Annotated in this window: 24 protein-coding genes and 1 other annotated feature; of the genes, 10 read left to right on the top strand and 14 right to left on the bottom strand. The window is 68.2% G+C overall.

Features of this window, described 5'->3' with window-relative positions; translation table 11 throughout:
* Positions 1-55 precede the first annotated feature (55 nt).
* Together RT655_RS08625 and RT655_RS08620 are read right to left on the bottom strand one after the other, a co-directional pair.
* Positions 56-889, bottom strand: coding sequence for a hypothetical protein (locus RT655_RS08625; RefSeq protein ID WP_313536135.1), 834 nt, complete (start codon positions 887-889; stop codon positions 56-58).
* Positions 865-1,590, bottom strand: a complete 726-nt coding sequence (locus RT655_RS08620; protein ID WP_313536133.1) for an alpha/beta hydrolase — start codon at positions 1,588-1,590, stop codon at positions 865-867. Before RT655_RS08620 ends, RT655_RS08625 begins: the two co-directional genes overlap by 25 nt.
* Positions 1,591-1,697: 107 nt before the next feature.
* Between RT655_RS08620 and RT655_RS08615 the strand changes: the two genes are divergently transcribed.
* Positions 1,698-1,832: a hypothetical protein gene (locus RT655_RS08615; protein WP_313536131.1), complete on the top strand. Its 135-nt coding sequence runs from the start codon at positions 1,698-1,700 to the stop codon at positions 1,830-1,832.
* Here RT655_RS08615 and RT655_RS08610 read toward each other — a convergent pair.
* The 3 genes from RT655_RS08610 to RT655_RS08600 are packed head-to-tail and all read right to left on the bottom strand — an operon-like array spanning position 1,829 to position 4,941.
* A complete protein-coding gene (locus tag RT655_RS08610) occupies positions 1,829-2,884 on the bottom strand; it encodes a M48 family metallopeptidase (protein WP_313536129.1) in 1,056 nt (351 codons plus the stop codon). The genes RT655_RS08615 and RT655_RS08610 overlap by 4 nt on opposite strands.
* Positions 2,885-2,897: 13 nt before the next feature.
* A complete protein-coding gene (locus tag RT655_RS08605) occupies positions 2,898-3,992 on the bottom strand; it encodes a YjgN family protein (protein ID WP_313536127.1) in 1,095 nt (364 codons plus the stop codon).
* Positions 3,993-4,047: 55 nt separating this feature from the next.
* Entirely contained in the window at positions 4,048-4,941 is an 894-nt protein-coding gene (locus RT655_RS08600; protein ID WP_313536125.1) for a neutral zinc metallopeptidase, read from the bottom strand.
* A 114-nt stretch (positions 4,942-5,055) separates the two neighbouring features.
* Between RT655_RS08600 and RT655_RS08595 the strand changes: the two genes are divergently transcribed.
* The 4 genes from RT655_RS08595 to RT655_RS08580 are packed head-to-tail and all read left to right on the top strand — an operon-like array spanning position 5,056 to position 8,993.
* Positions 5,056-6,201 carry a patatin-like phospholipase family protein gene (locus RT655_RS08595; protein WP_313536123.1) on the top strand — a complete coding sequence of 382 codons (1,146 nt, stop codon included), beginning with the start codon at positions 5,056-5,058 and terminating at the stop codon, positions 6,199-6,201.
* Positions 6,202-6,215: 14 nt separating this feature from the next.
* Positions 6,216-7,001, top strand: coding sequence for a 3-hydroxybutyrate dehydrogenase (locus tag RT655_RS08590; RefSeq protein WP_313536121.1), 786 nt, complete (start codon positions 6,216-6,218; stop codon positions 6,999-7,001).
* On the top strand, positions 6,998-7,624 hold the full coding sequence (locus RT655_RS08585) for a DUF4893 domain-containing protein (protein ID WP_313536119.1): 627 nt from the start codon (positions 6,998-7,000) through the stop codon (positions 7,622-7,624). The genes RT655_RS08590 and RT655_RS08585 overlap by 4 nt, the downstream gene beginning before the upstream one ends.
* 52 nt (positions 7,625-7,676) lie before the next feature.
* Positions 7,677-8,993, top strand: coding sequence for an amidohydrolase (locus tag RT655_RS08580; protein ID WP_313536117.1), 1,317 nt, complete (start codon positions 7,677-7,679; stop codon positions 8,991-8,993).
* 3 nt (positions 8,994-8,996) lie between these two features.
* Here RT655_RS08580 and RT655_RS08575 read toward each other — a convergent pair whose 3' ends face one another.
* From RT655_RS08575 to RT655_RS08550, 6 genes are all read right to left on the bottom strand, one after another.
* Positions 8,997-9,605: a hypothetical protein gene (locus tag RT655_RS08575; RefSeq protein ID WP_313536115.1), complete on the bottom strand. Its 609-nt coding sequence runs from the start codon at positions 9,603-9,605 to the stop codon at positions 8,997-8,999.
* Positions 9,606-9,758: 153 nt separating this feature from the next.
* On the bottom strand, positions 9,759-11,255 hold the full coding sequence (locus RT655_RS08570) for a SulP family inorganic anion transporter (protein WP_313536113.1): 1,497 nt from the start codon (positions 11,253-11,255) through the stop codon (positions 9,759-9,761).
* A 55-nt stretch (positions 11,256-11,310) separates the two neighbouring features.
* Positions 11,311-11,366 (bottom strand) — a sequence feature (sul1 is cis-regulatory element that is thought to sense ions involved in sulfur or methionine metabolism; They are found in Alphaproteobacteria).
* Between the two features lie 554 nt (positions 11,367-11,920).
* Complete coding sequence (locus RT655_RS08565; protein WP_313536111.1) at positions 11,921-12,148, bottom strand: hypothetical protein; 228 nt, start codon at positions 12,146-12,148, stop codon at positions 11,921-11,923.
* A gap of 61 nt (positions 12,149-12,209) precedes the next feature.
* Complete coding sequence (locus RT655_RS08560) at positions 12,210-12,638, bottom strand: globin (RefSeq protein WP_313536109.1); 429 nt, start codon at positions 12,636-12,638, stop codon at positions 12,210-12,212.
* Positions 12,639-12,726: 88 nt separating this feature from the next.
* Positions 12,727-13,395 (bottom strand): opacity protein, encoded by a 669-nt coding sequence (locus tag RT655_RS08555; RefSeq protein ID WP_313536108.1) that lies wholly within the window; start codon positions 13,393-13,395, stop codon positions 12,727-12,729.
* Positions 13,396-13,597: 202 nt separating this feature from the next.
* The gene (locus RT655_RS08550; RefSeq protein ID WP_313536106.1) at positions 13,598-14,269 is read right to left on the bottom strand and encodes a DUF4893 domain-containing protein; all 672 of its coding nucleotides are present in this window, start codon (positions 14,267-14,269) and stop codon (positions 13,598-13,600) included.
* 254 nt (positions 14,270-14,523) lie between these two features.
* On the opposite strand from RT655_RS08550, the gene RT655_RS08545 reads away from it, so the two are divergent.
* Positions 14,524-15,060: a superoxide dismutase family protein gene (locus tag RT655_RS08545; protein WP_313536104.1), complete on the top strand. Its 537-nt coding sequence runs from the start codon at positions 14,524-14,526 to the stop codon at positions 15,058-15,060.
* A 4-nt stretch (positions 15,061-15,064) separates the two neighbouring features.
* Here the strand turns inward: RT655_RS08545 and RT655_RS08540 are convergent, their stop codons facing one another.
* Positions 15,065-16,633, bottom strand: coding sequence for an MFS transporter (locus RT655_RS08540; RefSeq protein WP_313536102.1), 1,569 nt, complete (start codon positions 16,631-16,633; stop codon positions 15,065-15,067).
* Positions 16,634-16,714: 81 nt separating this feature from the next.
* Here RT655_RS08540 and RT655_RS08535 point away from each other — a divergent pair, with 81 nt between their 5' ends.
* The 3 genes from RT655_RS08535 to RT655_RS08525 all read left to right on the top strand — a co-directional run bounded on the left by RT655_RS08535 (position 16,715) and on the right by RT655_RS08525 (position 19,864).
* Positions 16,715-17,185, top strand: coding sequence for a low molecular weight protein-tyrosine-phosphatase (locus RT655_RS08535; RefSeq protein ID WP_313536100.1), 471 nt, complete (start codon positions 16,715-16,717; stop codon positions 17,183-17,185).
* 18 nt (positions 17,186-17,203) lie between these two features.
* Complete coding sequence (locus RT655_RS08530; protein WP_313536098.1) at positions 17,204-18,319, top strand: zinc-binding dehydrogenase; 1,116 nt, start codon at positions 17,204-17,206, stop codon at positions 18,317-18,319.
* 159 nt (positions 18,320-18,478) lie between these two features.
* Positions 18,479-19,864 (top strand): methyl-accepting chemotaxis protein, encoded by a 1,386-nt coding sequence (locus RT655_RS08525; RefSeq protein ID WP_313536095.1) that lies wholly within the window; start codon positions 18,479-18,481, stop codon positions 19,862-19,864.
* Between the two features lie 15 nt (positions 19,865-19,879).
* Here the strand turns inward: RT655_RS08525 and RT655_RS08520 are convergent, their stop codons facing one another.
* Positions 19,880-20,350, bottom strand: a complete 471-nt coding sequence (locus RT655_RS08520; protein WP_313536093.1) for a monooxygenase family protein — start codon at positions 20,348-20,350, stop codon at positions 19,880-19,882.
* A 56-nt stretch (positions 20,351-20,406) separates the two neighbouring features.
* Between RT655_RS08520 and RT655_RS08515 the strand changes: the two genes are divergently transcribed.
* Positions 20,407-20,949, top strand: coding sequence for a TetR/AcrR family transcriptional regulator (locus RT655_RS08515; RefSeq protein ID WP_313536091.1), 543 nt, complete (start codon positions 20,407-20,409; stop codon positions 20,947-20,949).
* On the opposite strand, the gene thpR is transcribed toward RT655_RS08515, so the two are convergent.
* A complete protein-coding gene (gene thpR, locus RT655_RS08510; RefSeq protein ID WP_313536089.1) occupies positions 20,946-21,482 on the bottom strand; it encodes an RNA 2',3'-cyclic phosphodiesterase in 537 nt (178 codons plus the stop codon). The two genes, RT655_RS08515 and thpR, sit on opposite strands and share 4 nt — an antisense overlap.
* Positions 21,483-21,536: the final 54 nt, after the last annotated feature.

Below are 21,536 nucleotides of genomic sequence, written 5' to 3'. Positions count from 1 at the left end.
TCCCTGGCTTGGCGTTTCCTGCGAGATAGGGGCGCCCCGTGCCCGGTTCCACCCGCTACTTGGCCGCTGCGGCGTCGAACTGGGCGAGCGCGGCGCGGGCCGCGGTCGCCTGCGGGCCGCTCGGTGCGACGGCGACCACCTTGTTCCAGGCCGTCTTGGCGCCCGCCTCGTCCCCGCTCGCCGCGGCAATGTTGCCCGCCTCGAGCTGGACCGCGGCGTCGTCACCGGCGCGCTGCACCGCCGCGGCGATGTCCTTCTGCGCGCGCGGCAAGTCGTTCATCCGCCGGGCGAGTGTCGCCGAGAGCAGCCAGGCGAGCGGATCGTCGCCGGCTTTTGCAATGGCCACGTCGATATCGGCACGCGCCCCGACATTCTCGCCCGAGGCAACGGCGGCGCGGGCGCGGTCGAGATAGGCCTCTCCCAGCGCCAGGCCCTTGAGCTGCCCGCTGGCCAGCGCGGCGTTGATCGCGGCGCGCGCCTTGGGAGGCTTCCTCGCGGCGAGCCAGGCATTGCCCGCCTGAGTCCAGTAGACCGCGGCGCGTGCGCCGTCCTTCGCGGTTTCGGCTTCGCCCGCGGCTTCCTCGAAGGCAGCGGCGGCGGAATCCCAGCGGCCCTGGTTGGTATAGGCCACCGCGAGACACTGGCGCGCAAACATGCCGCCCTTGTCCGCATTCCACTTCACCGCCTCGTCGACCGCCGCACCGGGATCGCCCGTGGCGAGGTCCATGCACTTGGTAAACCGCGGCGGCTCGCCCGCGGGGATCGGCGCGGCGACCTTGGCGGCGGCGGCGCGGGCGCGTTCGGCATCGCGGAGCACCGGGCCGGATTTGGGCGCGATGGCGGCGGGGGTCTGCTGCTGGGCGATCAGCAGGAGGAGGGGGAAGAGCATGCGATCAATACGTCCTCGGTGGCGCGGAGCAGCAGGCGGATGTCGACGTCGCGCGACAGGCGGTGGTCACCGCCCTTGACCAGCGTCACCTGCACATCAGCTGAACGAAGCGTGTCGGCAAGCCGCAGCGCAAGCTCCCACGGCACCTCTGCGTCGTGCTGGCCCTGGAGCAGGCGCACCGGGCCATCAAAGCCGATCGGCGCCTCCAACACCAGATTGGCCTCGCCCGAGGTCCAGAAGGGTAGGGTGGTGACCATCGGCTCGGGACCATAGTCGCTCGGCTGCTCAAGCCGGCCCTCGGCCGCGAGCGTCGCCTTCTCGGCATCGCTGAAGCCCCAGCGGGTAAAATCGGGCGCGGCGGCGATCCCGACCATCCCGACCACCCGGCCAGGCCGCGCCTGCGCCACCAGCAGCATCAGCCAGCCGCCCATCGACGAACCGACCAGCACCACCGGGCCTTCCACCACCGTGTCGATCATCCGCAGCGCATCGTCGCGCCAGCTGGCCAGCGTCTGGTCCTCGAAATCGCCCGGGCTTTCGCCGCAGCCCGCATAGTCGAAGCGGAGGAATGCCTGGCCGCGCCCGCGTGCCCAGGCTTCCATCGCCAGCACCTTCGATCCCTGCATGTCGGAACGATAGCCCGGCAGGAAGACGAGGGTGGGCGACGCGCCGGGCGTATGGTGATGGGCAAGCATGGTCATGGCCGCGGCTGTAGCGACTTGCGCCTTTCGCCGCCAGCGACGGAACCGATCACTGCCATCGGGATTGATCGTAGGACATCGGCCCCCGAAAGGAGCACCTAGGCGTCATGAGCAAAGTCGAGAAAGCCATCGCCCTGCCGGTCCGCCGGTTCGTCCCCAGCAGCCAGCTCGTCTTCGGTGCCGCGATCGCCGTTTCGGGCCTGTCGGTCCTCGCCGGCAAGCTGCTCGGCGCGCTCGCCTAACGCAGGGCCGGCGGTCGATCCCCGCACATCGAACGCAGCGCCTGCCATTGGCGTGCGCTCAGCGCGGGCATGTACGCGGCACCCGGTTTCGCGCTCGCCCGGAACGCTTTCTCGCGCGATGTCGATAGCGGATGCGATGACAGATAGGTCATCAGTATTGCGGCATTGCCCGGTTGCTCGTCCTGCTTGGCCAGCCGCGCGAACAACGCGGCCGTCGGCAACGGCGAGATATTGGCGGCCTGCAGCCGTCCGGTAGCGTAGCCATCGGCCCCCGCCTCGGCCTTGCGCGAATAGCGGGCGTTGAGCAGCGCGTTTCCGTACCCGCTGATATTGCCGTCGAAGCCGCCAAGCAGCAGCCGCAGGCCATATTGGCGGATCAGCGCCTCCATGCCGTCGCGATGGGCGACATGGCCCAGCTCGTGCGCCAGGACCCCCGCCACCTCGTCCGGCGATGTGGCGTTCTGGATCAGCCCGTCGAACAGCACCACCTGCCCGCCGGGAAAGGCGACGGCGTTGATCATCGGCGCGTGGACCACGCGGATGGTCACGTCGCCGTCCTGGCGCAGCCGGGCGCCGAGCGCCTTCAGCGCCGCGTCGCCCTGCGGGCTGGTGCAGGCATAGGTGCCGAGATTGCCGACGATCAGCCGGCCCATGCGCTGCTCTACCGATTGCGGGATGAGGCGTGCGATCAAGGGCGGCAGCTTGAGTGTGAAGGCGACGACCAGCACCGCGAGGATGGCGAGCACGACCGCCGAACGCCACAGCCCAAACCGGTCGATCCAGGCACCGTAGCGTGCCGGCTTGGGCAGTTGCACGGCGATTTCCGATGGCGGGAATTCGAGAAAGGTGATCCGCCAGCCCGGTCGTCCTTTCAGCCCGAAGGCACGCTCATGGTGCGACGCGCCGTGCGGCTCCAGATCGGCAAAGGCATAAGGGCCTGGATCGGCGCCATCGCCCTGCAGCGTGAAGCGGCGCTCGTCGGCGGTCGGGACGATCGCCGGCATGCGCCGTTCGCCGCTGCGGCCGTCATAATGCCAGACCCGGATTTCCACCGTCGGTTCTCCCTCAGAACGCGCCCATGTCGAGGCCGTCGAACAGCCCCTCGCCCTGGCCGGGTGCGCGCGTGGTCGATTGCGTGAACTGGTCGAGCTCCAGCGTACCATAGGCGCGCAGGTGCCGGACGAAGAAGGCCCAGTTGCGATAGCCGATGAAGATCGAGCCGATGCCCAGCGTGCCGACCACCAAGGCAATGGTGCCGAGCATCAGCTTGACCCAGTCCCCGGTGCGCGCGGTGAATTCGAATTCAAGCTGCCCCAGCGTCATCGCGCCGATGCCCTGCCGGAAATAGGCCGCGTAGAAGGACAGGCTGATCAGCCCGAACAGTACCAGGAACAGCACGTAGAAGAGCAGGAAGCCACCGACCAGGAACAGCGGCATGACGGGGCCGGGTGCGGTCTGCGGCGTCACGCCGAACGCCAGGCTGATCACCACGACCACGACGCCGCCGATGACCAGTGCGACGGGCAGCAGGTAGAACAGCAGATAGCGTCGCATCAGACCGTCCGAACTCGCACGGGAGCGGAACGGATAGGGGCCGAAGCTCATCGCGTTCCAGCGCTGGTTCCAGAGGTTGACGAGCGCCCAGGGCACCATCAGGCCGAATGCCGCACTGCCCAGCATCATGCGCCAAAGATAGGACAGGCCGTAGCGGAAGCCCTGGTCGTCGCTGCCCCCGCGGATGCCGTGCCAATAGGTGCGGCTGAGCCGATAGCGCAGAGCGCGAAAGATCGCGACACCGCCCAGCACGAACAGGAACAGGTAGAGCAGGAGGAAGAGAAGCCCCGCGGCGGCGGCGCCCGATGACGTGCCCTGCATCGCCAGCGTGCCGACCAGCAGGTTGAGCCCCGCGACGGGCACGAACAGGAGGAGCATCACCACGACATAACCCAGCATCAGCTCGCGCCCGGTGCCGGTCCATTCGAGCCGATCGTCGATGAAGCGCGTCTGGCTCCACAGATAGCGCCGCGTCCGCGTGCGCCCCCAGAACGTGTAGATGCCGAGCGTGACGATGGTCAGCAACAGGTTGCTGAAGGCAATCGGCGCGTATTCGCGCCAAGAGCCGTAAAATTCGAACGCGCCGCGTTCACCCTGATCTTTCATGAGGGTCCCCCTGGCCGCCATCCAATAGCCGCCAGGGGTTGACGTCAAGTAACGATCAGAGCGCGCTGCTGAAGGTATCGCACTGGCGCGGGTCGCCGGTCTCCATGCCGCGCTTGAGCCAGGCCATGCGCTGCGCAGAGGTGCCGTGGGTGAAGCTGTCCGGCACCACGCTGCCCTGCGCCTGCTTCTGCAGCGTGTCGTCACCGATGGCGTTGGCGGCGGTCATGCCTTCCTCGATGTCACCCGGCTCCAGACGGTCGCGGTTGCGCGCAGCCCAGACGCCGGCATAGCAGTCCGCCTGCAGCTCGAGCTTTACCGACAGACGGTTACCCTCGGTCTTGGATGCGCGCGCCTGGCTCCGCGAGACCTCGGTCGACGTGCCGAGAAGATCCTGGATATGGTGGCCCATTTCGTGCGCGATCACGTAATCGCGGGCAAAATCGCCCTTCGCGCCGAAGCGATTCTGCAGCTCGTCGAAAAAGGCGGTGTCGAGATACACGCCGTCATCGCTGGGGCAGTAGAAGGGGCCGACCGCCGAGGTCGCCGCGCCGCAGCCTGTATCGGCACCACCCTTGAAGAAGTTGATCGTCGCGGGCTTGTAGTCGCTGCGGCCCATCTCCTGGAAGATTTTGCCCCAGGTCTGATCGGTGCTGGTCATCACCCGGCACGCCTCGAGGCGGCGTTCGTCGACCCGGCACACCTGCTGCCCGGATTTGCCGGCCGTCGGCGACGTGCCCGTATTGCTGCTGCTGCCGCCCAGCATGCCGCCACCGCCGCCCATGGCGAACATCACCAGCGCGATGATGCCCACCAGCACGATCCCGCCGCAGCCCATGCCGCGACCGAGGAACATCGGCAGCAGCCCCAGGAGCGGAAAGCCGCCACCGCCACCGCCGCCCGAGCCCAGGTCGCGCGCATTATCGGTAGGATCCAGATCGTCGAGCCGCATCGTTTCGCCCCTTTTGTTCGATTGCCGTTACAATGCGCAAAGCGCGTGTGTGTTGCACGCGGTCGTGCCATGCGCCGTATTGCTCCGCAGCATGGGATAGGCCACATCGCATCCATGGCCGATGCCGAGTCCCGCCCGCACCGCCGCCGCCATGCCGCTCCCGGCATGCCGCTGCCGGATACCGTCGCATTGGTGCTGCAGGGGGGCGGGGCACTCGGCAGCTTCCAGGCGGGCGTTATCGAACAGCTCGCCGCCGCCGCGATCGAGGTCGATTGGGTGGCGGGCATCTCGATCGGTGCGGTCAACGCCGCGTTGTTCGCCGGCAATCCGCCCGAAAAGCGGCTGGACGCAATCCGTGCCTTCTGGGCGCAGGTGACGTCGGCACTGCCCGATTTCGCGCTGCCGATGAACGACCAGCTGCGCGAGATCAGCCATGAATGGGCCGCCGGCACCGTCATGCTGGGGGGCGTTCCCGGCTTTTTACGGCCGCGCCCGATTCCGCCCGCCTTCGCCACTCCGGGCACACCGGCGGCGCTGAGCTTCTACGATACCAGCCCGTTGCGCGAGACGCTGGACCGGCTGGTCGACTGGGACCTGCTCAACAACGGGCCGGTGCGGCTTTCCGTCGGTGCGGTGAACCTGCACAGCGGCAATTTCCGCTATTTCGACACGCGTGACGAGCGCATCGATGCGCGGCACATCATGGCCTCTGGTGCGTTGCCCCCCGGGTTGCCGCCGGTCGAGATCGACGGCTGCTGGTATTGGGACGGGGGACTCGTCTCCAATACCCCGCTCACGCATGTCCTCGATCGGCAGGAGGCCGAGATGCTCGTCTTCCAGGTCGACCTGTTCCCCGCCGAGAACGAACTCCCGCGCACGATCATGGACGTGATGGGACGCGAGAAGGAGATCCGCTTCTCCAGCCGCACCCGCGCGATTTCCGACGAGCGGCTGCGGCTGCGCAAGGCGCGCGAGACGGTGCGCGCGCTGCTCGACAAGCTGCCCGAGCAGGTTGCGGGTATCCCGGAGGTGCAGGCGGTGCGCGATCTCGTCACCGAGCACCCGGTCAACGTCGTGCAGCTGATCTACCGTGCCAATGCCTGGGAAGGCGGATCGCGCGATTTCGAATTTTCCGCGCGAACGATGCGAGAGCATTGGGAGGCGGGCCGCACCGCGGTGGCCGAGACCATGGCGAGCTCGCAGCTCGTCGCGCAAAATATCCTCGACGGCAAGACCGCCGCCTTCGACCTCACCAAATGAACGGGAGTTAGACGATGTTCCTGAAGGGCAAGTCCGCGATCGTCACCGGCTCTACGTCCGGCATCGGCCTCGCTTATGCCAAGGCCCTGGCGGCCGAGGGCGCCAATGTCCTGATCAACGGGTTCGGCGATGCCGAAGCGATCGAAAAGGAACGCGCCGCGCTGGCCGAGACCAGCGGCGGCAAGGCGCTGTACGACGCCGCCGACATGACCAAGCCCGATCAGATTGCGGCAATGGTGGCGCGCGCCGAGGCCGAGTTCGGCGCGGTCGACATCGTCATTTCCAACGCCGGCATCCAGCATGTCGCGCCGATCGACGAATTCCCGCTGGAGAAGTGGGACGCGATCATCGCGATCAACCTCAGCTCGACCTTCCACCTGATGCGCGCTGCGATCCCCGGCATGAAGCAACGGAAATGGGGCCGGATCATCTCCACCGCGAGCGCTCACAGCCTGGTCGCCAGCCCCAACAAGTCGGCCTATGTCACCGCCAAGCACGGCCTAGCCGGCCTCACCAAGACGGCGGCGCTGGAGGTAGCGACGCACGGCATCACGGTGAACTGCATCTCGCCCGGCTATGTCTGGACCCCGCTGGTCGAGAACCAGATCCCCGACACGATGAAGACGCGCAACCTCACCCGCGATCAGGTGATCAACGACGTGCTGCTCGATGCCCAGCCGACCAAGCAGTTCGTGCAGCCGGAGCAGGTGGCGGCGCTGGCCCTGTTCCTCTGCCGCGACGAGGCCGCGCAGATCACCGGCGCGAACTATTCGATCGACGGCGGCTGGACCGCCGAATGATGCTGCGCACCCTGGTCCTCTTGGGGCTCGGCGCGGTGCTGGGCGGCTGCAGCGTCTATCATGAGGCGACCTCGCCGGGCATGGATACCAGCCTCCCCTGGCGTCGAATCGCGACCGATGCGGATCGTACCAAGCTGCGCAACTGGCGAAAGGCATGGAGCGAGGCCCTGCCGCTGGCCCGTGCCGCCGATGTGAAGCTGATCGAGGGCGATCCCGCGCTGTTCGATCCCGACCGCGCGCTGGACACGGCGATGCCGCCGGCGGGCGCCTATCGCTGCCGTACCTTCAAGCTCGGCGGCGGCGGCACCGCGGTGACGGCGATCGTCACCTATGACTGGCGTCCCTGCCCGATCACCGCGGATGGCGATCTGCGCCATTTCCGCATCGAAGATGGCGTGCAGCGGCCCGAGGGCAATTTCTTCCCCGACGTGACCGCGCGGGTGACCTTCCTCGGCACACAGGAGGTGGGCGACGACCGCGCGCCGCTCCGCTACGGACTGGACAACAAGCGCAACCTGATCGGCTATGGCGAGCGGATCGGGGACAGGCGCTGGCGGCTGGTGCTGCCCTATCCGGCGTTCGAATCGAAGGTCGACGTGATCGAGATCGTACCTGCGGTTTGACAGGCGGGCAGGCAGGCGTGACACTCGGGCCCATGATGACAAAGGGGGCCCGATGTTCACGTCTTTCGTGCTGGCCGGGGCGATGAGCCTCGGCACGCCCGCCGCCGCTGCCGCCGCCGATCCGGTGCGCGATGCCACGGCCAGGGCGATGCCGCAGCTGATGGCGCTCTACCGCGACCTCCACGCCCATCCCGAACTTAGCCTCCACGAGGTGCAGACCGCGGCGAAGCTCGCCGCCGCCGCGCGCGAGGCGGGGTACGAGGTTACCGAAAAGGTGGGCGGCACCGGCGTCGTCGCCGTGCTGCGCAATGGGCAGGGCCCGGTGGTGCTGATCCGTGCCGACATGGACGGGCTGCCGGTGGTCGAGAATACCGGGCTGCCCTTGGCCTCCAAGGTCCGCGCCACTACCGACGAGGGGCTGGAGAGCGGCGTGATGCACGCCTGCGGGCACGACACCCATATGGCGAGCTGGGTCGGCACGCTGCGCAACCTCGCCGCGATTCAGGATCGCTGGCACGGCACGGTGGTGATGATCGCCCAGCCTGCCGAGGAGCGCGGGCGCGGCGCCAAGGCGATGCTAGACGACGGGCTGTTCACCCGCTTCCCCAAGCCCGGCTACGCGATCGCTTTCCACGACAGCGCCAACCTGCCCGCTGGTCAGATCGGCGTGACCCCGGGCTATGCGCTGGCCAACGTCGATTCGGTCGACATCGTGGTGAAGGGGGTGGGCGGCCACGGCGCCTATCCGCACACGACGCGTGACCCGATCGTGCTCGCCGCGCGGATCGTCACCACGCTGCAGACTTTGGTCAGCCGCGAGATGGATCCGCAGCAGCCCGCGGTGGTGACGGTGGGGGCGATCCATGGTGGATCGAAGCACAACATCATCGGCAACGACGTGACGATGCTGCTTACCGTGCGCAGCTTCACCCCGGAATCGCGCCAGCAGCTGCTCGACGGTATCGCGCGCATCGCCAAGGGCGAGGCAATCGCGGCAGGGGTGCCGGAGGACCGGATGCCGGTGGTGTCGGTGAAGGACGAATTTACCCCCGCGACCTTCAACACCCAGCCGCTCGCCGGGCGGCTGCAGGGGCTGTTCAACGCGCGCTTCGGCAAGGAACGGGTGGTGGAGACCAAGGCGGTGATGGGCGGCGAGGATTTCAGCCGCTACTGGCTCGCCGACAAGAGCATCCAGAGCACGATCTTCTGGGTGGGCGGCGTGCCCCGGGCCAAGTGGGACGCGGCGCAGGGCGGCAAGGCGATGCTGCCCTCGCTCCACAGCGCCGAATGGGCGCCCGATGCCGAGGCGGTGGTGAGCACCGCGACCGAGGCGCTGACCGCGGCGGCCCTGGACATCCTCAAGCGATAACGATCAGAGTTTGCCGAACACCGCTTCATAGCCCGCGATATCGCCGGTGGCGAGGAAATGGGCCTGCTCGATCCAGCGGTCCCGGGTCATGCGGCCCTGGAAGCTGCCGAGCTGCGCATCCAGCGCCGCGGCGCTGGTCTGGTCGAGCGCGGCGATCTGCGCGAAGCGGGTAACGCCGAGCTCATTGAGCCGGGCCGCCAGCTTGGGGCCGACACCCTTCAGCCGAGTGAGATCGTCGCCTTCGGCGGCGGGCGCAGGCGCGGCGTTGGTGTCGGCAGCAAGCGCGGTCGACGGCGCCGCGACCGATGCGGCCGCCGCAATGGGTTCATCGGCGAGCGGGGCCGGCGCGGGCGTGGGGGGCGGAGCCGCGCGCGGCGTCGTCGATGGCGACAGCGTCGCCATCGGCTCGGGCGCATCGGCCACCTCGAGCTCGCCGCGCGCATCCAGTTCCTCGCGGGCCTTGCGCCGGCGGATCGCTAGGCGGGCACCCCAGATCAGGATGAACACCGCCAGCGCGGCGCCGAGTGCGATGAGGACGAAGGACGTGGTCAGCCAGCCGTTCTCGGCGGTCGCGGCGACCGCGCCATAGCCTTGGGAAACCTGATCGTTCATGCGTGCCGCTCCGGGGTTCGCTTGCCTTGCCCCCTCCCTTAGCGCGCGGGACCCGCACGTCCAGCCGTCTCCACGCGGCGAGGGGTGAGGCGTGGTCGGGTGGCGGCGCGCTTCAGGCGGCAAAGGCCGCCCCGATCCGCGCCGCCCCGCCGGTCAATGCGGCGCCAGTCCCAATTCGACGCCGGTCTTGTCGTAGCGGGCGAAACGGTCGACGAGGTCGGCGCTGGCGCTGTTATAGCCGATCACCTCCACGGTCCGCCCGTCGCGCCGCAGCCGCGCGACGATCTTGTCGAGGGCGCCTACCGCCGAGATGTCCCAGAAATGCGCCGCGGTGACGTCGATCACCACTTGGCTGGCACGATCCTCGGCGTGGAACGCGCGGGTAAACCGATCGACCGAGGCGAAGAAGATCTCGCCCGAAACCCGATACAGCGCCCGCGCGCCGCCGGGAGAAAGCGTGCGCTCCACCGCGAACATCCGTTGCACCTTGCCCGCGAAGAAGATGCCGGACAGCAGTACGCCCGCAAGGACGCCGCGCGAGAGATCGTGGGTCGCGACGACCACGGCGACCGTGGTCAGCATGACGATCGACGACGGCAACGGGTGGCGCCGCAAATTGGGGATCGAGTTCCAGCTGAACGTGCCGATCGAGACCATGATCATCACGGCGACGAGGGCGGGCATGGGCACGCGCCCGACCCAGGGACCCAGCACGGCGAGAAGGAACAGCAGGAAGGCGCCCGCGACAAAAGTCGACAGCCGCCCGCGCCCCCCCGAGGTGACGTTGATGACCGACTGGCCGATCATCGCGCAGCCGCCCATGCCGCCGAACAACGCCGCGACGACGTTGGACGCGCCCTGGCCGGCACATTCCCGACGCTTGCCGCTGTCGGTATCGGTCATGTCGTCGACAATCTGCGCGGTGAGCAGCGATTCCAGCAGGCCTACGGCTGCCATGGTCAGGGCATAGGGGAAGATGATCCGCAGCGTCTCCAACGTCAACGGCACCTGCGGCAGCGCCAGGCTGGGCAATCCTTCGGGCAGCTTGCCCATGTCGCCCACCGTGGCGACCGGCAGCTTCAGCGCGATAGCGAGCGCGCTGAGGACCAGAATCGCGATGAGCGGCGACGGTACCGCCTTGGTAACGCGCGGAAGGCCGTAGATGATGGCCAGGCCGGCGGCGACCATGGCGTAGGTCTGCCAGCCGACGCCGATCAGCTGCGGCAGCTGGGCCATGAAGATCAGGATCGCCAGCGCGTTGACGAAGCCGGTGATGACCGAACGCGACACGAACTGCATCACGAGATCGAGCCGCAGGAGGCCCGCGGCGATCTGGATCAGTCCCATCAGGATCGTCGCGGCAAAGAGATACTGGACGCCGTGGTCGCGGACCAGCGGTGCGACGAGCACGGCGACGGCCGCCGTCGCTGCCGAGACCATAGCGGGGCGTCCGCCGATCAGCGCGATCGTCATGGCGATGGCGACCGACGCATACAGCCCGACACGGGGATCGACTCCAGCGATGATCGAAAAGCCGATCGCCTCGGGGATCAGCGCCAGCGCGACGACGATACCGGCGAGAATGTCTTTGCGCAGCGCGACGGCGTCCGTGAACCACTGACGGCGGTAGGTAGCAAATTGGAATGTCATTGAATTTCCACAACAGGGCACGTGGCGCCTCGCGGCGCGATGGGGATGTGCGTGTTGTTGTCCGGCGGGTCGGCGGCCGGAATAGCCACCCGGAATTTCACCGGGTCCTTGCGAATGCCGGGCTCCTTAGCCGCGCGGCGGAGCAGACGCAACCTGCGGCGGCCGGTGGATAGGGGTTCGTGTGTTCCGAACACGCGCACCCTTCGTCCGGCTATCGACACGCCCCTCTCGCTCGGCAGCCGGTCGAACCGCCTATTCCGGCAAAGCGACCGCGACAAAGATCCCGGCGGTGACGGTCGAGCCGCCGGAGCGCGTTCGAACGCCGCTTCCGACGCGCGCGAAGGAAGTCGCGCTTTCACCAACGGCTCGGCCATGCCGAGGCATGACCGTCCGCGCGGGAACGCGGTCGACAAGCCTTAGCCTGCGGGCATCCCGGCGTGGAGGAAGAAAGGGTAGCCAAATCAACGCGGCACAGGCCGTTTCCCACCCCCGGCACCGGGACGGCGGCGCGGCATGTCGCCGGTGCGGAGCAGCTGCAGTCGTGCAGATTGTTGCCATGCCCACCTGGAGTTGCGGGCCTGCCGGGGCACAACCCCCGACAGACCCGTCCCCCGCGCTTGCGCGCTGCGGGAAGCACGAGAGGGGGTTAACCCGCGCCGCCCGTTTCAAACCGCTCCCCTGGCCGTCGGCCCATCCCGGCCCGCCGGTCGTTCGACCGGCCGTGTCGGCCGATGGCAGTGATGGCAGAAGGCGAAATCGAACAGATGGCTGAGCACCCAGGCTTGCTTGGCCACGCTCCATCCCGCCCACGCCTCGCGCGTCACCCCCAGGCGGCCGCAATGGTCACAGGCGACTTCCAGCGGCGTATCGACGGGGGTGATCCGCGCGTTCATCACGCGATTCCCAGTACCGCATCCGGTGACGCTTGGCGGCGGAGACCTGCTCCGAAGCGGATCAACTCGCTTGGGGGGCGGCGGCGGCTTCGGCGGCGGTGCGGGCTTGGACCGCCATGGCGCGGCACATGCGGTGGAGCGCCGCGCTCATCTGGCGGGCGGCTTCCGGCTCGATGCCCGGATCGGCGCCGATCGCGCGGTCCATCGCGTGCGCCCATTGCGCCGCGGTCTGCGCGGTGACGGCAAGCTGGCGGTGAAAGGCCATGATGCACATGCCGGGACGTGCCTCGAACCAGTCTCGCGGGCCGCCGAGCCACGCGACCAGGAAACGGGTGAGCGAATGGCGGAGGGCTGTCAGGTCCGGCTGGTGCATGGCGTGCAGCGCCGCATAAGCGGGATCGTGCGCGACCAGATCGTAGAAGCGATCGACGATGGCGCGGACGCAGTCTTCGCCGCCGACGCGGTCGAAGGGCAGGGACGATTCGGACATGGCAACGCGCCCTAGCCGAAAATGGCGGGCGCGGATTGACGGGAATCAAGGGTAGGCCGCCCCCCATGCAGGAGGGCGGCCAGCCGGATCAGAAGTGCGCGATCACACCCGCCATCGGGCGGAAGCTCTTCGCATCGCTGAACGTGTTCATCTCGAGACGCAGGCGCAGGCCGCTGCGGCCGGTGATGCCGCCCAGGCCGATGTCCTTCGGGCCAACTTCGACGCCGACGCCATACGTCATCGCGTGATAGTCACGGTTGGTGTTGGCGACCTTGTCGAAATTGACCCACTGGTAGCCGACCTTGCCGTAGATCAGGCCGCTGTCGCCCGCGCGCAGACCGAAGCGGCCGGCAACGCCATATTCCCAATCGATGTCGCCGCTCACGCCCTTGGCGACGTTACCTTCGGCGCCGACGAATACCGGCCCGAGCGGCACGTTCACGCCTGCCACGCCCTGCACCAGTGCGCCGTCGAGGCGATACTTGTTCGGCGGGATCGGGATGCCGGCGTTCGGCTGACGGTCAAAACGCTCCCAGCCGCCCAGGACGCCGAAATACGGCTCGATTCCGAAGGCCTTGGAACCGTCCGGCGAGGTCGGCGTGCCGGTGTCCTGCGCAGCGGTGGTGGTCATGGTACCGCTGGTGTCGGCCGTGGTGGTTGCCATGGTGCCGGAGCCCGTGGTCATGTCCTGGGCGAAGGCGGGGACGGCGAAGGGGAGCGCGGCAGCTGCTGCCGCGACGGCGATGATCTTACGCATGGGGGGATAACCTCTACGCTGGTGAAACACACATCCCCCGGCACTTGGCCGCTGCAACAGGCGACAGGGCCGGAGATGGGCGCACAATGCCCGGGTCGGTTGCATGGTTGCATCGCCGCAAAGCATTCGCGCAAAGGTGTTGCACTGCGGCAACGGTTTCTGTCGCTCCGATGAACAAACGTTTCGAGCGGAGGCCGGGATTTCAGCCCTTGGGCTGGACGTCCGCGGGCACGGGCGTCAGCTCGTACACATCCACGCTGCCGGGCAGCGCGCCTGGCACCGCCAGCCGCCACCGGAACGTGCCGAAACGTTCGACCATGCCCACCACGTCGCGTGCGCCGGGGTTGCCATAGCCGATATCGTTGGCGCCGGCCTTTGCCTGCCGGGCACCCAGGAATACGTAGCGCTTGCCGTCCGGGAACACATAGCCGGCGACGATGTCGGTACCGGTCTGCTTGGCGAGACCCAGGGGTGCATCGTCCTCCCTGTCGTTCGCCGCGGAAATATAGCAGAATCCGGCGGGGCTGGGCTGTACCAACGCGCGGCCGGCGGGGCCCGGCTTCAGGTGCAGCGTACGGCAGCGATACGAGCCGGGCGGCAGCGCCGGGTGGGGCTGGCCGGCATCCGGATCGAGCACCGCGCCCTGCAGCTTGCGCACCGGCGCGCGCACGCCGCCGTACAGCTGACGCCAGCTGGCGGGCAGGTTCTCGAGCCGCGGCATGTCGGCCTGGGCGATGCGAGTGCGCCAAAGGGGCGGCGGCGGCGGCATCTCGACGACCGCGATCGGACGCAGATCCGTCGTTGCCGTCGTCTCGCCCGCCTGACAGCCGGCCAGCATGGGCAGAGCGAGCATCGCAAAGGCGAGCCGGTGCATGATAGGTCCCCTGTGAATCTTTTGGCCCTGTGAACCTGTGGGAGGCGCATTTCCGCGGCGGTCCCCACCCGCAAAATCGTAAACGAACGTTAACGAAAAGTAAAAGCTGCGGTGGGCGTCCGGTCTGGTGCGGCGAACGGAAGCAATTGGGCGTAAAGGACTGGCGGGCGGACGAGCGAAGACCATGCGGCTCTTGGAACCAAGGCCGAGAAGGCCCATTAGGCTAGACCAAGGACATGCCCGGGAGATTGACGATGAAGGCTTGGGGAATTGGTGCAGGCGCGGCAGCGATCGGCGCGTTGCTGACCGGCTGCACGACGACGCAGCAGAATGAGCGCTATATGGCCGGCCATTTCCGCGCCCAGGCGGAACTGCACGATGCGAGCGGCAAGGTGGTAGGTACCGCCGTGGCCGAGCAGGTCGAGGGATCGATCCGCGTGCTGGTCGACGTGAACGGCGTTTCCCCTGGGCCGCACGGCGTGCATGTCCACACCACCGGCGTCTGCACCGCCCCCGACTTCACCAGCGCCGGCGGTCACTGGAATCCGGGTGCGACCAAGCACGGCAAGGAAAACCCGATGGGTCCGCACGCCGGCGATCTGCCCAACATGAAGGTGGACGAGAAGGGCCATGGCCATCTCAGCTTCACGCTGGCGGGGGGCGGCTTCGATCAGCTGATGGACCAGGACGGCGCGGCGCTGGTCGTCCATGCCGGCGAGGACGATTACAAGAGCGATCCGGCGGGCAACAGCGGCGGCCGCATTGCCTGCGGCGTGTTCCAGGCGGTCTGAGCCGTCACACCGGCTCGCCGGCGGCGCGCGCGCGGGCAAGCTTGCTCGCCTCCGCCGCCGGCAGCAGCCGGTAGGCGGCGGCGATGGCGACGAGTGCCAATGGCACGCTGGCGAGCAGGGCTAGCACGCCGGTTGCCAGATCCCCGGTGAGCGTCGCGATCCGCCCCGCGCAATAGGGCCCGAGCGCGAGTCCGATCAGCGTCGTGCCGATGAAGAAGGCGGCGGTCGCGGTGCCGCGCATGCGGGGCAGCACCAGATCCTGCGTCGTCGCGGCGGCGGCGCCGAGCCCGCCGCAGATCAGGAACTGCGCAAGCGGCAGCATGACATAGGCGGTGCGAAGGTCGTGTGCGGTGAACAGCAGCACGATCGGCACGATCGGCGCGAGGCAGGCGAACAGCAATATGTGAAGGCGCCCGACCGCGCTGCGCGCGCGCAGCGCATCGGCAAGGCGACCCGCGATCGTCACCCCCAGGAACCCCGCCAACGCGACCGGCGCGCCGATCCAGAAGCCCAGCGACCCCAATTGCTCGGGCGGGATGTCGAAGGCCCGGCGGATGAAGCTCGGTGCGAAGCCCGCCATCGCATAGGCGAGGAACGTGTTAAGGCCATAGGCCAGCACCACGCACAAAAAGGCCGGGGTGCCGACGATCAGCGCATAGGTCGGCGGGTCGCGCCGTTTGAGGGCGGTTGCCCAGCTGAACACGGCATAGGCCCCGACTCCCACCGCAATCCATTGCGCGGGCGATTCGCCCAGATGCACAAGCAGCGCGACGAGTCCGGCGACCAGGGCCAACACCGCCACGTTCCGCGCCAGCGCAGCCGTCCCCAGCCGCGCCGCGCCGATCAGCGTGAAGGGCGGCAGGATCGTCAGCAGTTCGTCGAAAAAGGCGCGGAACGGGGCGGGGTGCGGCGGGGTTGCCATGCCTTCGGAGAGCCCGCGCGGCGGCTCGCGCAGCGTGACGATCCAAGCTGCTACGAGCAGTCCGGGAATGCCGACCGCCAGGAATGCCGCCTGCCAGCCGACCAGCCCCAGCGGGCCGCTACCCGGATAGGCCTGGTTCCAGCGCTGGACGATCAGCGCGCCGAGGAACAGCGACAGGCCGCCGCCGAGATAGACACCCGAGGAATAGAGCGCGAGCGCGGTGGCGCGGAGGCGCTTGGGGAACCAGTCCGAGATCAGCGAATAGGCGGCGGGCCCTGCTGTCGCCTCGCCGATGCCGACGCCCATCCGCGCCAGCCCCAGCACCAGCCCGGTGCGCGCGAAACCCGAAAGCGCGGTCATGCTCGACCAGAGCGCGAGCCCGAGGGTCATCAGCCGCACCCGGTGCCAATGGTCCGCCAGCCGGCCGAGCGGAATGCCGAACAGCGCATAGAACACCCCGAACGCGGTGCCGTAGAGAAAGCCGATATCCTGGTCGCGTAGCCCCAGGTCGCGCTTGATGTCGTCGGCGAGGATGGCGACGATCTGTCGATCGACGAAGTTGAGGATATAGACGAGCAGCAGCAGCGACAGCACGTACCAGGCATAGGGGGTCGCCTTCGCCCCATCGGGCGTTGGGGGCATGCGGACCATATCCTCTCCTTCGGCGTTGTGCGTGCCGTTGCCAGCCACGCTAGCAGAGCGTACCCATTTTACGAAAGGATGATTTTCACGATGGCCGGACCGGCATTCCTGTTCGTCTGCTTGGGCAATATCTGCCGCTCGCCCTTGGCCGAGGCGGCATTTCGCGCGGCGGCGGAGGATGCGGGCGTGGCGGTGGTCGCCGACTCGGCGGGGACCGGCGGCTGGCATGCGGGCGAGCAGCCCGATCGCCGCTCGATCGCGGTCGCGGCCAAGCACGGCATCGACATCACCGGCCAGCGCGCACGCCAGGTGACGCGCGAGGATTTCGACCGGTTCGACCATATCCTCGCGCTCGACCCGCAGAACCTCGCCGACCTGCGCCGCATCGCGCCGAAGGGTGGTCGCGCACGGCTTCGGCTGTTGCTCGATGCGGTGCCCGGCTGGGAAGGCCGCGCCGTCGACGATCCCTATTATGGCGGGCCGGAAGGCTTCGACCGCACCTGGGACGAAGTGCGCGCGGCGGCCGACCGGCTGGTCGACGAACTCGTACAGACCTGTTGAACGAGAAGGAGAGGGACCATGGCATTCACCGGACGCGAACTGCGCTCGACGCTGAGCGAAGACGGCACGCTGCGGCTGTCGCTGGAGCAGGTGAACTATGACGAGCCGGCGGCGGACGAAGTGATCGTCCGCATCGAGGCGGCGCCGATCAACCCCAGCGATCTCGGGCTGCTGCTCGGCCCGGCGCAGGTGGATACGCTGCGGCAGGACGGTAACGCGCTGCTGTTCGAGGTACAAAAGGCTCGGCTGGGCAGCATGAAGGCGCGGCTCGGTCAGTCGATGCCGGTGGGCAACGAAGGCGCGGGCACGGTCGTCGCCGCGGGGGCCGAGGCCGCGTCGCTGATGGGCAAGCGAGTCGCGGCCGTCGGCGGCGCGATGTTCGCCGATTACCGCGTGCTCAAGGCCCGCGACGTCGTCGAACTGCCCGAGGGTACCGCCGCGGCCGACGGTGCGGCGATCTTCGTCAATCCGCTGACCGCGCTGGGCTTTGTCGAGACGATGCGGCGCGACGGGCACAGCGCGATCGTCCACACCGCCGCCGCCTCCAATCTGGGCCAGATGCTGCAGAAGATCTGCCTTGCCGACGGGGTGCCGCTGGTGAACATCGTCCGCTCGGAGGAGCAGGCGGCGATCCTGCGCGACATCGGAGCCACCCATGTGGTCAACAGCCGGGACGAGGATTTCCGCGCCAGGCTCACCGACGCGGTGGCCGAAACCGGGGCTACCGTGGCGTTCGATGCGATCGGCGGCGGCACGCTGGGCAGCGATATCCTCCAGTCGATGGAGGCCGCGGCGGTGCGCAAGATGTCCGAGTATAGCCGCTATGGATCCGATCAGTTCAAGCAGCTCTATATCTATGGCGCGCTCGACCTGGCGCCGACCACGCTCAACCGTCTGGCCTTCGGCTTTCAGTGGAGCGTGTCGGGCTGGCTGTTGACGCCGTTCCTGCGCCGGGCGGGCATGGAAACCCTGGGCGCGATGCGGCAGCGTATCCTTGCCGAGTTGAACACCACCTTCGCCAGCCGCTACACCCGCACGATCGGCCTGGGCGAGGCGCTGCAGCCGGACGTGTTGCGCGCCTATGAGCGCAAGGCGACCGGCGAGAAGTTCCTGATCGACCCCGGACGCGGGTGATCCGGGCGCCGATCGCGATCCGCGTGAATTTTTCAGACAAATTGTTTCCGACGCATGTCGAAGTGAAGTTTCTCAACCTCTTGCCCTCTACAATGCAGCTGGGTGGGCTCAACGTGGGGCCGGCGGCGCAACGCCGGCACCCGATCGTGAGGGACGGACATGCTGCATTGGTTGGAAGTGAAGGCTCCCATTCGGGAGAAGCTGAAGGTCACCTTCGGCGCGATGATCGGGATCATGGTGGTGCTCGCGGTGCTCAACCTGGTGCTGCCGCACTGGGTGATGCTGGGCCTGAACGGGGTGGTGATCGCGACCGCCTTCGTGCTCACCCGCATGTTCGCCCGCGTGATCGCCGATCCCTATGTCGCGACCGTCGTGCGCATGGAAGGCCTTGCGGCCGGTGATCTCGCCGCGCCGATCGCCCACACCAACTATGAGGATTGCGTCGGCCGCATCTCGCGCGGGATGCTCATCTTCCGCGATGCTGCCGTCGCGCAGCGTGAGGCTGCCGAGCAGCAGGCCGAAGTGGTGCGGGTGTTGGGCCAGTCGCTCGAGCGACTCGCTAAGGGCGATTTGACTGCCGATGTGACCGCCGATTTCCCCGGCGCCAACGCGGTGCTCAAGACCAATTTCAACGAGGCGCTGGCCGCGCTGCGCGAGCTGGTACGCTCGGTCGCAACCTCGGCGGAGACGATCAGCACCGGCTCTGCCGAAATTGCCGTCGCCTCCGAGGACCTGTCGCGCCGCACTGAAAGCGCGGCATCGAGCCTGCAGGAAACCGTCCACTCGATCGGCGAGATGGACAAGCGCCTGCGCAGCACCGCGGGCAGCGCCAACCAGACGGTGGAACGCGCCGATGGCGCGATCGCCTCGGTCCAGGCCGGCCGTGACGTCGCGGACGAAGCGGTGTCGGCGATGAGCCGGGTGTCGGAAAGTGCCAAGGGCATCGACGACGTGATCGAAGGCCTCGACAAGATCGCCTTCCAGACTCGCGTTCTGGCGATGAACGCCGCGGTGGAGGCCGGTCGCGCCGGTGAAGCGGGCCGCGGCTTCGCGGTCGTCGCCGATCTCGTCTCGGCGCTCGCGATGCGGGCCGAAGAAGAAGCCGGCCGCGCGCGCGACCAGCTGACCACCACCCAGGCCGACGTCACCGCCGCGGTGGGCATGGTCCAGCGCGTCGACGGCGCCTTTGCCGCGATCGCCACCGATGTTCGCGAAGTGCACGACCTGCTCGGCAGCATGGCGACCGCCAACCAGGCCCAGGCGTCGTCGATCGGCGAGATCAGCACCGCCGTCACGGTGATGGATCAGGCGACCCAGCAGAATGCGGCGATGGTGGAGGAAACCTCTGCCGCCGCGCGCAGCCTGAGCCGCGAGGTCGAGGCGCTGAAGCGTTCGGCCCAGGCCTTCAATGTCGGTGAAGCGCACAATCCGCGGATGAGCCTGCCGTTGCAGCGCCCCAACCTGCCCAAGCGCGGCGGCGGGGCCGGTCGGGCGGCACCCGCGCCTGCGCCGGCGATGGCGGACGGCGACTGGGCGTCGTTCTGACGACGCCCTTCCGGCTTAGCCCTCCATGCCCGCATGGGCGTGGAGGCGCTGCCGGGTCGACATCAGCGTACCCACCGGCTTGGCGATCGGCGCGAACATGCCGAGCCCGACGTGCTGGCCGGGCAGATTGACATACACCGCCTCGATACCGCGGGCGCTATAGGCCTCGTGCCAGAAACCGGCACCTTGCGGGTCCTTGAGAAAATCGCGCCACCAGACGCTGTGCGGCGCGCTGCGAGTGAAGGCCTCGAGGCTCGGCAGGTCGCGCCAATATTGGCGGAAGCCGACATGGTTCCAGCCGAACAGCATCCCGTCCTCGGCGAGCAGCCCGTCGGGCGGGTTCTTCTTGATCTCGGCCAGCCCGCGGCCGATCCGCATCATCGCGGGAAGCGCGCGCCAGCGCCGCAGCTTGAACCCGAGGATCACGACGATCAGTTCCGGATAGGCAGCGAGATCGACCGTCTCGCGGAGCGTGGTGGCTTGCATGGCGAGTCTCCTTGTTTACAATGTACACCCTAAATGTAGTTTACGGTGTAAACAAGATGGAAATTGCAGACGGACTGCGCGCGCGGCTGATCGACGCAGCGACTACGCTGTTGGACGAGCAAGGTGAGGCGGGCGTGACGCTGCGCGCGCTGGCCAAGGCCACCGGCGTGTCGGCGATGGCGCCCTATCGGCACTTTGCCGACAAGGCGGCGCTGCTCGGCGCGGTGGCGGAGGCGGGGTTCGCCGAACTCGCGGCGAAGCTGGCGGAGGCGGACGGGGCGGAGCCGGCCAAGGCGGCGCTGGTCGCGCAGGGGCGCGCCTATTTCCGCTTCGCCCAGGCGCATCCTGCCATGTTCCGGCTGATGTTCGGCGGGACACCGGGGTGCACGGTTGCCCCGAAGGAATATGGCGAGGCCTTCGCGATCCTGTCGCGGCGGGTTGCAGGCCTGGCGGGCGGCGATTCCGGCGCCGCGACGCTCGCCGCCTGGGGCGTGGTGCATGGCCTGTCGACGTTGGCGCTCGACGGCAAGGTGCCTGCGGACGACGGCGCCGTCACCGCGGCGATGGCACTGGTGGCGGACGGTATCGCGGGCGCCTAGGCGCGCAACGGATAGCGTTCGATCGCGTCGTAGCTTGCGCCTTCGCCGCCGAGATGGCTCTCGTAGAGCAGGAAGCTGTCCACCACGAACGGCGCGCTGGCGAGCCCGGCATGCGCTTCGAGGAAGCGTTCGTTGGCGCCTGCCTGCGCGTTCATCCGAGCCAGCGTGATATGCGGCAGATAGGCGCGACGCTCGGGCGCCAGGCCGGCGCGGACCAGCGCCTGATCGATCTTGTGATGGAGCTGTGTCACCGTCTCGTGCGGCCGAAGTCCCGCCCAAAGCGCATTGGGCCGCCCCCGCGAGTCGAACTCGCCGACGCCCGCGACCGCAAGCTCGAACGGGGGGAAGCGGACATTGCCGAGCGCGAGTGCGGCGTCCTCGGCCACGGGCCGCTCGACCTCGCCAATATAGCGCAGCGTGCAGTGGAGCTGCTCGTCGCTCTGCCAGCGCGCGCCCGGCACGCCGCCGCCAAGCGCGAGCAACTGCGCGCGAATCGCGGATGGCGGGCGGAAGCCGACGAACAGACGATGCATGCCGGCGATCCTAGACCTGCCGGCGCCCAGGTCCATCCCTGGAGGCGGAGCCGC

The sequence above is a fragment of the Sphingomonas sp. genome, from assembly GCF_032114135.1.
Lineage (GTDB): Bacteria > Pseudomonadota > Alphaproteobacteria > Sphingomonadales > Sphingomonadaceae > Sphingomonas.
This window is presented reverse-complemented; position numbering and strand designations above follow the sequence as displayed.